This is a genomic window from Marinobacter sp. SBS5, from assembly GCF_048285575.1.
Taxonomy (GTDB): Bacteria; Pseudomonadota; Gammaproteobacteria; order Pseudomonadales; family Oleiphilaceae; genus Marinobacter.
Genome location: NZ_JBLWAZ010000003.1, coordinates 912,917 through 924,875, shown reverse-complemented (window position 1 = coordinate 924,875; position 11,959 = coordinate 912,917). Strand labels below are relative to the sequence as shown.

Sequence of the window (11,959 nt, the reverse complement as noted above, 5' to 3'; positions counted from 1 at the left end):
TTGAAGGTCTAATCCGATATGTACGCCAAGCTTGAAACAAGAACTTTTCTGGCGATGCTGGTGGGCGTTTCTTTAGCGTTCGTTTTGCTAATGAAGCCGTTTTTTGGCCCCATATTTTGGGCGGTGGCGATTGCGTTGATCTTCCATCCTGTTCAGCAACTTCTCCACAAGCGGCTGGGTGACAGGCCCAATATTAATGCGCTGATCACGCTCTTTGTGTGCTTGGTAATCGTCATTATTCCGGTCCTGATACTCGGAGCTGCGATGATCGGAGAGGGCGTAGGGATCTATCAGAAAATTCAGGATGGTGAGATTCGCCCGGGCGAGTATATCGACCAGGTCAATAACTCGTTCCCTGCGATTCAGTCGTTCCTTGCGCAATTTGATATCAATGTTGGAGAACTCAGGGATCGCACGGTTAATGCATTCCTGGGCGGTAGCCAGTTTTTGGCCAAGCAGGCGTTGGGTTTCGGGCAGAACACTTTCCAGTTTTTCCTCGGACTGGCGCTCATGATCTATCTGGCGTTTTTCCTGCTTCGGGATGGTAGCAAGCTGGTGGAATTGATGATCAAGGCGTTGCCGCTTGGCGATGAGCGGGAGCGTTTATTGTTCGCCAAATTTGCGGAGGTAACCCGGGCGACGGTCAAGGGCAACCTCCTGATTGCGATCATTCAGGGTGCTCTGGGGGGCATCATTTTCGCCGTGCTCGGCATCACGGGGGCGTTGCTGTGGGGGGTGGTCATGGCAATTGTTTCGCTGTTGCCGGCGGTTGGTGCGGCGATCGTGTGGGTGCCGGCTGCCATCTATCTGGCTGCGGTCGGCGACCTTGTGTCGGCTACTGTGTTGACGGTGTTTGGCGTGGTGGTGATTGGTCTGGCAGATAATTTGCTGCGTCCGATTCTGGTCGGGCGAGACACCAAACTACCGGATTATCTGGTACTGCTGTCAACGCTGGGTGGCATCGCCATGTTTGGTATCAACGGGTTTGTGATGGGGCCTCTGGTCGCGGCTTTGTTCATGGCTTTCTGGGGCATATTCATCCGGGAGTTTAGTGAAGGCGCGGAGGCTGAGTTTGCGCCGCGGGACAGTGAGCACAGTTCTGAAAACTAAAGCATGTTAGGTTCTGTTTCGCCCTAGGTGGAGGTGGGCGCCACAACATAATAAATAGACAGGTATCGCAAGGTATCAGGAGTAGATCAGGTGAGAACCATGAAAACAGTTGCACGTCATTTTGGTAAAACGACGCTGCTGGTCGGAGCAATCACGATGGCAGGGTTGGCTTCGTCGGCTCAGGCTAACAACACGGTTGCACTGAAGCATGCGCTATACAGTGCCGGTTATAACATTACAAACGTTAGCCCGACCATGGATGACCACACGCGTGCCGAACTGCTTCGTTTTCAGAAAGATCAAGGCTTGAAAGCCAGTGGTATGGTGACGGAGGAAACAGAACAAGCTTTGGGCATGGTTGCGGTGCAACAGGCTGCCTCTTCCAGTGCTCGCACCGCCGCTGCCCCGACTCCTTCACCGGCCGCTGAGCCAGAAGAAACAGTCGCGAAACGGGATGCTGAAAAACTTGATGAAGCGGGCGAAGATGATGAATGGTCGCTCTGGTAATCGACCGACCTGACATAAAAAAAGCCCGGTTCAACAATGAGCCGGGCTTTTTTGTTGGGGCTGTTAGCCCAATTTAGACGCGTCTCTGACAGCGCCCTTGTCGGCGCTGGTCGCGAGAAGAGCATAGGCCTTGAGTGCAGTTGAAACTTTGCGTTCTCTGGGCTGATCCGGCTTCCAGCCCTTGGCGTCACGCTTGTTACGGCGTTCATTCAGTTCTTCATCGCTGACCTGAACGTTGATCGAGCGGTTCGGAATGTCGATCAGAATGGTGTCGCCGTCTTCGATCAGGCCAATAGCGCCTCCGGCTGCGGCTTCGGGGGAAGCGTGACCAATAGACAGGCCTGAGGTGCCGCCTGAGAATCGACCATCGGTCAGCAGAGCACACTCTTTGCCCAATCCTTTCGATTTCAGGTAACTGGTTGGGTAAAGCATTTCCTGCATTCCGGGTCCTCCGCGGGGGCCTTCGTAGCGGATGATAACCACGTCGCCAGACTTCACTTCATCATTCAGAATGCCGGCAACGGCAGAGTCCTGGCTTTCGAACACCCGAGCCTTACCTTCGAAGACAAAGATGCTTTCATCGACGCCGGCGGTTTTCACCACGCAGCCGTCCAGTGCGATGTTGCCGTACAGCACGGCAAGCCCGCCTTCGGATGAATAGGCGTTTTCAACAGAGCGAATACAGCCGTTTTCACGGTCGCCGTCGAGGCTTGGCCAGCGAGTACTTTGGCTAAACGCGGTCTGAGTCGGAATGCCCGCCGGGCCCGCTTTATAGAATTCAATCACTTCAGGCGTGGGTGACTGCATGATGTCCCAGGTCTTCAGGGCTTCTTTCATGGTCTTGCTGTGCACGGTTGGCAGGTTGGTATTGATCAGGCCGCCGCGGTCCAGTTCGCCCAAAATGCCCATGATGCCGCCCGCACGATGCACGTCTTCCATGTGGTATTTCGGTGAATTCGGTGCCACTTTACACAGCTGTGGTACTTCCCGGGACAAGCGGTCGATGTCTGCCAAATCGAAGTCAACTTCACCTTCCTGGGCTGCTGCAAGCAGGTGCAGGATGGTGTTGGTGGAACCACCCATGGCGATGTCCATCACCATCGCGTTCTTGAATGATTCGAGTGACGCAATGCTGCGCGGCAACACGCTGTCGTCGTCTTGCTCGTAATAGCGTCGGGTGTTTTCCACAATCTGACGGCCGGCTTTCAGGAATAATTGCTCGCGGTCGGCGTGAGTAGCCAGCATCGAGCCGTTGCCAGGAAGTGCCAGGCCAATGGCCTCGGCCAGACAGTTCATGGAGTTGGCTGTGAACATGCCGGAGCAGGAACCGCAAGTCGGGCAGGCGCTGCGCTCGTATTCGGCGACTTTCTCGTCACTGGCGGTTGGGTCAGCGGCGATCACCATAGCGTCGACCAGGTCGAGCTTGTTTTCGGATAGCTTGGTTTTACCGGCTTCCATCGGCCCGCCGGAAACGAAAATTGCGGGGATGTTCAGGCGCAAGGCGGCCATCAGCATGCCGGGGGTGATTTTGTCGCAGTTGGAAATGCAAACCAGTGCGTCGGCGCAATGTGCGTTGGCCATGTATTCGACCGAGTCTGCGATGATTTCGCGGGACGGCAAGGAATAAAGCATGCCGTCGTGCCCCATGGCGATACCGTCGTCGACTGCGATAGTGTTGAACTCTTTGGCAACACCACCGGCCTCTTCAATTTCACGGCAGACCAGCTGGCCCAGATCTTTCAAGTGAACATGGCCCGGCACAAATTGGGTGAATGAGTTAACAACGGCGATGATCGGCTTGCCGAAATCCTCGTTTTTCATACCGGTTGCGCGCCATAGAGCGCGGGCTCCGGCCATGTTCCGGCCGGCTGTCGACGTGTGCGAACGATACTGGGGCATGATGTGCTTTTCTCTCCCGAATGATCTTATTAACGCTATATTTAAAGCGGTTGGTGCTGTAAAAATTAGAGGATACCAGATTCGACGCGTTCGCATGGCTGTTTTGGCGGCGTGTGATTACAATGAGTAACAACGAACATTCATTATTTTGAGAGTTTGATTATGGGAAGCCAGGAACGGCTAACACTTCGTCGATTGAAAGACTTCAATCCCCTCGGCAGGCTGACAGACGGGCAATTAGTGGTGTTGGCTAATCGCGCCGAACGCCGCACGTTTAAACGTGGCGCGAAAATCCTTGAGCGCGGTGTTCGGGATGGGCTGGATTACTTTTTGATTTCCGGTTCGGTTCAGTTGGCGTCCCATGACGGCCGAAATTCGGTAATTCAGGCGGGAACTGATAAAGCCGTCAACCCGATTGCGCGGCTTCAGCCGAGGATGTACGACGTAAAGGCGTTAGAGGTTTGTGAGTTTCTGGTTGTCGAGCAGGAAACCCTCAACCAGCTGTTGCGAGATGCGCCGGTCGCTCAGGTCGGGATGGCATCATCGGTCGATGAGGGTGGTGAGAGCGAAGAGCACCAATTATTGATGGAGTTCTACGCGCAACTGCGTTCGAACCAGGTGCAACTGCCGAGTGTGCCGGATGTTGCTTGGAAAGTTCGCCGGATTGTGGAACGAGAAGACGCTGGCGCGGTCGAGGTGGCCGGAGCTGTGTCGGCCGACCCCGCTATGGCTGCGAAGCTGGTGCGAGCATGCAACAGCCCGTTGTACCGGGGCTTCAGTGAGGTTAGAAGCGTACAGGAAACGGTGGTCCGCTTGGGGATGCGAACGACCCGGCAATTGGTGACGGTGTTCGCCATGCGAGAGGTGTTCAAAACCCAGCAGCCAACATTGAAGAAAGAGATTGAAGCCTTATGGCAGCATTCGCGGGAGGTTGCCGCTTTATGTTGGGTGCTTGCTGACCATGCAACCGGAGTGGACCCTGAAGAAGCGATGCTGGCGGGGTTATTGCACGATGTTGGTGTGGTTCCTGTGTTGGTGCAGGCCGAGAAACACGTCAATCTGTTTGCCGATGAAAAGAATCTGCAGCACGCTATCTCGGAGTTGAGGGCGGATGTAAGTTGCGCTGTTCTTGAGAGCTGGTCGTTCCCTAAAAGCTTCATTGAAGCAGCTCGTTACGCTGAAGATTGGAGTTATGAGTGTCGGCAGTCTGCGCCTCAGCTTGTGGATATCGTGATTGTTGCGCAATTGCACTCGATGATTGGGTCCGGCAAGAATGCCGGTTTACCGACCTTCGACCAGGTACCTGCCTGGCGGCGTTTGGGGGAATTGGAGCTGAATGCTTCACGAAGTCTTCAATTACTCAGTGAAGCCCGAGAGCGAGTAAATGAAGCTCAGAAGCTTCTGTCTGCCCGTTAAATTAACCCGTAATCGGGGGCTGCTTTGCAGTGATTGAAACTCATATGAATGTGCCTTTATTTCCTCTGAACTCAGTTGTTTTGCCTCAAGGGCGCATTCCACTGCAGCTGTTCGAGCCTCGGTATATCGACATGTTGAGTCGATGCCTTAAGGAAGACCGCGGCTTTGTGATTGTGCTATTGCAGGAGGGTCCTGAAACGTCGAGGGCCGCCGCTTTTTACGATATCGGAACCTATGTGCGCATCATCGATTTTCAACAGCTGGATAACGGGTTACTGGGCATCACGGTAGAAGGTGAAAGTAAGGTGTCGGTGGTTCGGACCTGGCAACAAGAAGACGGGCTGAATCTCGGTGACGTGGAAGTTTTAATGTTAGAAGCCGAGAGTGATGTTCCCGAGCGTTACCATGAGCTACCGTCGGTGCTGAGGGCTTTGTTTCGGCATCCAGCCATCAAGAATCTGGATATGAAGGTGGACTTTGACGACGCACGGCACGTTGGCTGGCGTCTGACGGAATTGTTGCCACTGGACACTCCTGAAAAGCAGCGGTTGGCCGAGTTACAAGACCCCTTAGAGCGTCTTGACCGGCTTCAACGCTTGCTGGAGGCTCTTGAAGGCGATGGCTAGAGTTTCGGCGCATAGCTCTGTAGCGCCACTCCCCAGTGCTCGTTGATGTAAAAAACGACAAACAGTAGCCAAAGAATGAGTGCAATCCAAGTAACGGCTTCAGCTTTGATGGGCACCCGGTCAAAGCGACTGTAGCTGGCTCTGATGGCGCCGGTTATCGCCAGCCCCAGAAAGAACCCGCCTAGTACGTCTGTAAACCAGTGAACCCCGAGGTAAAGTCTGCTGAGTGCTATCGGGATCAGCGGCAGCGACAGCAGTACATAGCTTTGCCACCGTTGTTTTTGATGGCTTTCGCCGGCAATAAAGCTGGCGGCCAGTGTGACAAGGACGGTTGCGCCGGCCGTGTGGCCACTCGGGAATGCGCCGGACTCCGGAGGACTGAACACGTGATCAGGCCGACTTATGCCGATGCCTGATTTGAGTAACCAGACGCTGATTATGGTCAGTAGCGCAGCGGCAGCTATATGGATTGCTGCGGCGTAGTAGCCTCTGAATGCAAGGCTGGCCGCTGCCAGAGCCGCGGCTGCGGTGAGTACAGGTGGATCCCCGGCGAGAGTGAATGCCATCATCGGCAGGTCCAGAAGCGGTTGCCGGAGCAATTCGAACCACTCACTAACCTGTTGGTTGAGCAGGAATAGATGGCTGCTGAGCGTAGCCAGTTGGGCAAGAATCAGGAACAGCGCCAGCGCTGTGGTGGCCATCATCAAAGATGGGAGGGGAAATTCACCGCGATGGGCCGGGCGAGCGCTGGTGTATAAGCGCCAGAATCTGTGAGTGGCGTCATAGGCCGCCATTCGTGATTCAAGCCAGTGGTAAAGTCGACTGCCCTCGCCGAGCCCTAGGCGCATCCGGAGTGCGATGATGTACACGGCAATTAAGGCTGCACAGCTTAGGCCCAGTATCAGGTAGAAGTGAGGGGGCGGTTTGATCCCGGTTGCAAGTGCCGCGCCTACTAAATAGCCCGGCAAGATATAAGTCAGAGCCCAGCCAACCGCGGATAGCAGGTTGAACAATAAAAAGCGTTGCCAGGGCATATAGAAGGCCCCGGCGATTAGAGGGATGATGGGCCGGATAGGCCCTACAAATCGTCCGATGATTACGCTTTTGCCTCCGTGAGCATGGAAAAACGCCTCACCACGGGCAAGCAAGTTCGGGTAGCGGCTCAGAGGCCAGACCGAGTGCAATCGCCCCTGTAGCATTCTTCCGATGGCAAAACTCAACACGTCTCCCGCCACGGCGCCAACGCCGGCCCAAACAAGCGCTTCAGTGAGTGGCATACCGGATTTGCCAGCCAAAGCAGCAAAAGCGAACAGCATGGCCACGCCGGGCACAATAATGCCGGCCACCGCCAGAGATTCAATAAATGCCGTTGCAGCAAGGGCCAGCGCCAGCCAGCCCGGGTTGGCTGCAACCCATGAGGTTGCATCGTTGAGCCAGGTTTCAGTCATGCTTTAACGGGTTCTCCAGGGCTAAACCAAGCTGAATGTGCACCTCTTGTGTTTGCTTCTTCCATGGCGTTCGTGGCTCGCGAGCGGAGTGAGTAAGTGCTGGTGTCTCCGTTGCCGCGGGTGGTGCAGCCGAGGCTCACGGATACTTTACCAACTTCGGGCCAGTCGTACTCGATGATGCTGCGGCGTATGCGCTCGGCAATCACCCGCACACCTTCTTCTGGCGTGAAGGGGAGGATCAGAAAAAACTCAGACTCATTGATTGTGTAGAGGGTGTCGCCGGTTCGTATGGTTTCGAACAAGTGCTCCGTCATGTTCTTCAACAAATTTTGCAGCCCGGCTTTGCCGTGCAGGTCTCGAATTTCTTCTGAGTGGCTCAGGCCGATGCTGACGACGGATAACGGGTGGCCGGTGGCAATGGCTCGGCTGATTTCTTTTTGCAGTGTTTCATCAAGAAAGCGAGCGTTATGCGCCCCGGTGACAGGGTCCGTGGTGGATAGATCTTGGGCGGATTGGGTCATGTGGTCATAGCCCCAAATGTAAAACCCGACCACGGCCAGCATGAGGCCCAAGCCCGAACTGGCTATCAAGGCGTCAGAGAAAGGTTGCTTAAGCCACAGTGAGATTGAAACGGTTGCGACCAGCAAAACCGACAATTCTAGCCCCTGGCGAAGGGGTAAAATGGTCAGGTTAAGAACGAGTAGTGGCATCGCCCAGTGACTGAGGCCCGGCGCCTCGAGGGTTAGGCAGGAGATTAATAGCCCAACATTTAATAAGCTGAGAATGATCAGGTGTCCCGGAGCTGATAGCTGCTGACGACGGGAAATAAGCGTGTAGATCAAACCCAAGAACAGCAATGTCGCCATCATCGACGCAAGGTAAAACAATTGATAAAAGCCGTAGCGTAAATTCTGAAACGCCAGCGCGCTGATGAAAACGGCCGCCAGCGTGTATGCTGCGCTGTGAGTCCAGGTCCGCAGTCGGGTCTCTGTCATTGTGCTGCTCCCCTGGTACCTGAAAGATCGTTGGGCACCGGATTGCTGTACGTCTGTGTCCGGTTGCCACCTTGTTGCTGGGCGCGCCGCAGAGCATTCGAGGCGCTGATTTGCAGGCTGTCGGCATCATCGCCAATGTTGAGACCGGCAACGCCAGCGCTGACCGTTAGTTTCAGGCCGTGAGAGGCCATAAGCGTACATAGGCCGTTCCGAATGCGTTCAGCAGTATCAGCGGCTTCGGCGGTATTGGTGCTTGGAAGAATGGCCAGAAACTGTAGATCGGCCATGCGGTAGTAGGTGTCGAAGTCGCGAAGCTGTGAGTGCAGGTATCGCCCGATGCGAGGCAGAATGGCGCTGATGTCGGCATCTGGCGCTGTGTCGCTTACGTGGGTGTCGAGGCCAATCGCCATGGCTGATAGATGAGTCCCTTCACGTTCACTGCGCTGTATTTCTTTGTGTAAATCGGCAGACAAGTATTCTCGGCTTGCCGCTTGTGTCAGCTGGTCGGTGCGCCGCAAGGGCTTGAGCTGGCGATCTTTGTATTTTTGCAGAAAGATCAGGATGGCCCCGAGTAACGTGGAGAGGACGAAGGCGCTGATCATCTGGTGGCGGTCAGGCAGCGTGATGAATGATTGAGTGCTGGACATCACGAAAATAACCCCCGCGATGGTAATGACGAGTGCGGCGTAGGCTGGCACAAACCCGAAGGTGATCAATGGAAGCGCGTAGAGCCAGTGGCTCAAAGTCCAAGGTCCACGCCATAGCGCGGCAAACAGGGCTAAGTTCAGAGTGATAAAAAACAGAATGCGCAGTTGTGGCCAAGGTACTGATTGCCTGCGACGGTTTCCGTGCATGCCGGTCAGAAAAAGCCCAGCTGTAGAGGCAGCCGCGGCGGCTGCCAAGGGTTCTCTCAGCATGGCAAAGCCAGCCGCGGTTAAAGCCAGAACAATAAAGCCTATTTTCGAGAGCTTGCTAGGCAGAAATTTTTCGGCCAACTGGGGCATGGTGACTGTCCTATACCGGCACATCCGTTGAATATTGAATCCTGTGCAGCGGTATAATAGTCGTTTGGGGTGCGGACTTGAAACGGGAAAGGTAAAGTAACCCACCGGTTTTAGATTCAGCTTGCATATTAAGAAGGTATATCAATGAACGTTGCAGCTTATATGACGGAGCTGGGCCAACAGGCTCGGGCCGCCGCACGAGAAGTCGCCAGATCAACGACTGAGGTGAGGAATCACGCGCTCTCAGCCACCGCAGACGCACTCGACAGTGCTCGAGCGGAGCTTGCGCAGGCCAACCAGAAAGATCTGGAGAACGGACGGGCGAACGGGCTAGATGCTGCGATGCTGGATCGATTAGAACTTACCTCAGCCCGTATCGATACGATGATCGAAGGCCTGAAGCAAGTGGCGGCCTTGCCGGATCCGGTGGGTGAGATTACCGATATGAACTATCGCCCGTCCGGAATACAGGTCGGGAAAATGCGCGTACCGCTGGGCGTGATCGGCATCATTTACGAATCGCGTCCGAACGTGACCGTTGAAGCCGCCAGTCTGTGTCTGAAATCCGGAAATGCGACGATTTTACGGGGTGGCTCTGAAGCCATTCACTCCAACCAGGCGGTGGCTGCTTGCATCGCTCAGGGGCTGGCCGCCGCTGGATTGCCGGAAGCTGCCGTTCAAGTGGTTGAAACCACCGATCGTGACGCCGTAGGCGAGTTGATCACCATGCCGCAGTACGTGGATGTTATTGTGCCGCGGGGCGGGAAGGGGTTGATTGAGCGTATCTCCCGGGATGCCAAAGTGCCGGTCATCAAGCATCTTGATGGTGTGTGCCATGTTTACATTGATAGTCACGCGGATCCCGAGAAGGCGCTTAAGGTCGCGGTGAATGCCAAGACCCACCGCTACGGCACCTGCAACACCATGGAAACTTTGCTGGTGGACCAGGAAATTGCTGAGGATATCCTGCCTTTGCTGGCGGTTGAGTTCGACGCGAAAGGTGTCGAGCTTCGTGGCTGCGAACGAACCCTGAACATTCTGCCGGGCATTGTTTCGGCGACTGAAGACGATTGGCATGAGGAATATCTTGCCCCGATTCTCGCGGTGCGTGTGGTGGACGGATTGAGCGGCGCTATTGATCACATCAATCGCTACAGCTCTCAACATACCGAAAGCATCATTACCGAAAACTATACCCGTGCTCGTCGTTTCCTTACCGAAGTGGATTCCAGTTCCGTGATGGTTAACGCCTCGACCCGATTTGCGGATGGTTTTGAGTATGGGTTGGGTGCGGAAATTGGCATCTCCACCGACAAGATTCATGCCCGTGGTCCGGTTGGGCTGCACGGCCTGACCTCTCAGAAGTATGTGGTGTTTGGTGACGGCCACATTCGGGCCTGATTGATGCACGTTATCTATGGCGGAACCTTCGACCCGATCCACCACGGACACCTGAGGCTGGCGCTTGAGATGGCCGATGCGCTGCAGGTGGAGCGGGTGGATTTGATGCCGTGCCATATTCCGCCGCATCGCAGTGGCACGGGAGCAACCTCGGCCCAGCGGCTCGACATGATTCGCATAGCCATCAACGGTGAGTCTCGGTTGGGTGTTGATGATCGCGAATTGCAGCGTGGAGGAGCCTCTTTTACAGCGGATACGTTGCTGCAATTGCGGCGCGAATTGGGTTCGGAGCAGCCGTTGGTGATGGTGGTCGGCACTGATGCTTTTGCCAGCTTTGATCGGTGGCAGGAGTGGCGGGAAATTCCGGGATTGGCGCATATTGTGGTTGTACGCAGGCCGGGGGCGGATTTGCCCCAGGGAAGTCCGGCGCGTTGTTTGCTGGATGAGCGTCGCGCAGTGCGTGTCAGTGACCTGCAGCAAGCTCCTGCCGGAAAAATTCTGGAGTTCGAAGCACCGTTGATGGATATTTCGGCAACGGGTATACGGCAGCGAATTGCAGACGGGCGCTCGCCCCGTTATCTGCTACCGGACCCGGTCTTGCAGAGAATTCATGAGCAAGGCCTTTACGGTGCCTGCCCCGACAGAAACTTTTAGTGCTACAATCGCGTCTGAATATCACTAATCGGGCGGCCATCTGGGCCATCGCCCGGAACACAGGGTAATTATGCAGGCAGAACAACTGAAAGATCTGGTCGTAAACGCGCTAGAAGACATCAAAGCGCAGGACATCAGCGTAGTGGATGTTCGTGATCGTACCAGCGTTACTGATTTCATGGTTCTCGCATCGGGTACCTCCAGCCGGCACGTGAAATCACTGGCCGACTCCGTGGTTATCGAAGCCAAGGAGCAGGGGATGCGAGCTAATAACGTAGAAGGTGCTCCGGGCAGTGACTGGATTCTTGTGGATCTGGGCGACGTGGTTGTGCATCTGATGATGCCAGCGGCTCGCGAATTCTACGATCTGGAACGATTCTGGCGCGATGCACCAGAAGCTGGTGCGGCAGGCAGCGAGTAATCATGCGCCTGCGATTGATCTGCGTGGGGCAAAAAATGCCCGACTGGGTCACTGCGGGGTATAACGATTACGCGCGCCGGATGCCACCGGAGCTGCCCCTCGAGTTGACTGAAATTGCCATGCCTCATCGCGGCAAGAACCCTGATATCCCAAGGCTTATGCAGCGAGAAAGCGATTCTATCCTTTCGGCTGTCGGTCAGCGGGACAGGGTGGTTGCTCTGGAAGTGGGGGGGCGCCCGTGGTCAACAGAAAAACTTGCCAGCCAGCTGGAACGCTGGCAGCAAGATGGTCAAGATGTGTCTTTTTTGGTGGGTGGCCCCGATGGATTAGCCGAGGCTTGCCGGCAACGTGCCGATCAACAATGGTCACTCTCCCCCCTTACTTTACCTCACCCTCTGGTGCGTATTCTGCTCGCAGAACAGCTGTATCGCGCCTGGTCTATCACGCGTAATCACCCTTATCACCGGGCCTAGGGTTT

The 11,959-nt window shown here is 55.3% G+C and carries 12 protein-coding genes; 8 read left to right on the top strand and 4 right to left on the bottom strand.

Going from position 1 to position 11,959, the window contains the following annotated elements:
• Positions 1-18 precede the first annotated feature (18 nt).
• Positions 19-1,110, top strand: coding sequence for an AI-2E family transporter (locus ACNQ6O_RS11310; RefSeq protein ID WP_418053310.1), 1,092 nt, complete (start codon positions 19-21; stop codon positions 1,108-1,110).
• 99 nt (positions 1,111-1,209) lie between these two features.
• Positions 1,210-1,617 (top strand): peptidoglycan-binding domain-containing protein, encoded by a 408-nt coding sequence (locus ACNQ6O_RS11305; RefSeq protein ID WP_418053309.1) that lies wholly within the window; start codon positions 1,210-1,212, stop codon positions 1,615-1,617.
• 63 nt (positions 1,618-1,680) lie between these two features.
• On the opposite strand, the gene ilvD is transcribed toward ACNQ6O_RS11305, so the two are convergent.
• A complete protein-coding gene (gene ilvD / locus ACNQ6O_RS11300) occupies positions 1,681-3,516 on the bottom strand; it encodes a dihydroxy-acid dehydratase (RefSeq protein WP_418053308.1) in 1,836 nt (611 codons plus the stop codon).
• Between the two features lie 162 nt (positions 3,517-3,678).
• Between ilvD and ACNQ6O_RS11295 the strand changes: the two genes are divergently transcribed.
• On the top strand, positions 3,679-4,932 hold the full coding sequence (locus tag ACNQ6O_RS11295; protein ID WP_418053307.1) for an HDOD domain-containing protein: 1,254 nt from the start codon (positions 3,679-3,681) through the stop codon (positions 4,930-4,932).
• 44 nt (positions 4,933-4,976) lie between these two features.
• On the top strand, positions 4,977-5,558 hold the full coding sequence (locus ACNQ6O_RS11290) for an LON peptidase substrate-binding domain-containing protein (protein WP_418053384.1): 582 nt from the start codon (positions 4,977-4,979) through the stop codon (positions 5,556-5,558).
• Here the strand turns inward: ACNQ6O_RS11290 and ACNQ6O_RS11285 are convergent.
• From ACNQ6O_RS11285 to ACNQ6O_RS11275, 3 genes are read right to left on the bottom strand one after another with little or no spacing between them, the layout of a single operon-like run.
• A complete protein-coding gene (locus ACNQ6O_RS11285) occupies positions 5,555-7,006 on the bottom strand; it encodes a bifunctional DedA family/phosphatase PAP2 family protein (RefSeq protein WP_418053306.1) in 1,452 nt (483 codons plus the stop codon). The two genes, ACNQ6O_RS11290 and ACNQ6O_RS11285, sit on opposite strands and share 4 nt — an antisense overlap.
• Positions 7,003-8,001, bottom strand: coding sequence for a GGDEF domain-containing protein (locus ACNQ6O_RS11280; protein ID WP_418053305.1), 999 nt, complete (start codon positions 7,999-8,001; stop codon positions 7,003-7,005). Before ACNQ6O_RS11280 ends, ACNQ6O_RS11285 begins: the two co-directional genes overlap by 4 nt.
• On the bottom strand, positions 7,998-9,005 hold the full coding sequence (locus tag ACNQ6O_RS11275) for a GGDEF domain-containing protein (protein WP_418053304.1): 1,008 nt from the start codon (positions 9,003-9,005) through the stop codon (positions 7,998-8,000). Before ACNQ6O_RS11275 ends, ACNQ6O_RS11280 begins: the two co-directional genes overlap by 4 nt.
• A 144-nt stretch (positions 9,006-9,149) precedes the next feature.
• Here ACNQ6O_RS11275 and ACNQ6O_RS11270 point away from each other — a divergent pair, with 144 nt between their 5' ends.
• The 4 genes from ACNQ6O_RS11270 (at position 9,150) to rlmH (ending at position 11,954) form a co-directional block, all read left to right on the top strand.
• Entirely contained in the window at positions 9,150-10,406 is a 1,257-nt protein-coding gene (locus tag ACNQ6O_RS11270; RefSeq protein ID WP_418053303.1) for a glutamate-5-semialdehyde dehydrogenase, read from the top strand.
• 3 nt (positions 10,407-10,409) lie between these two features.
• Positions 10,410-11,060, top strand: coding sequence for a nicotinate-nucleotide adenylyltransferase (nadD, locus tag ACNQ6O_RS11265; RefSeq protein ID WP_418053302.1), 651 nt, complete (start codon positions 10,410-10,412; stop codon positions 11,058-11,060).
• A gap of 70 nt (positions 11,061-11,130) precedes the next feature.
• Complete coding sequence (rsfS, locus tag ACNQ6O_RS11260; protein ID WP_199007639.1) at positions 11,131-11,481, top strand: ribosome silencing factor; 351 nt, start codon at positions 11,131-11,133, stop codon at positions 11,479-11,481.
• A gap of 2 nt (positions 11,482-11,483) precedes the next feature.
• Positions 11,484-11,954 carry a 23S rRNA (pseudouridine(1915)-N(3))-methyltransferase RlmH gene (rlmH, locus tag ACNQ6O_RS11255; protein ID WP_323752646.1) on the top strand — a complete coding sequence of 157 codons (471 nt, stop codon included), beginning with the start codon at positions 11,484-11,486 and terminating at the stop codon, positions 11,952-11,954.
• Positions 11,955-11,959 lie beyond the last annotated feature (5 nt).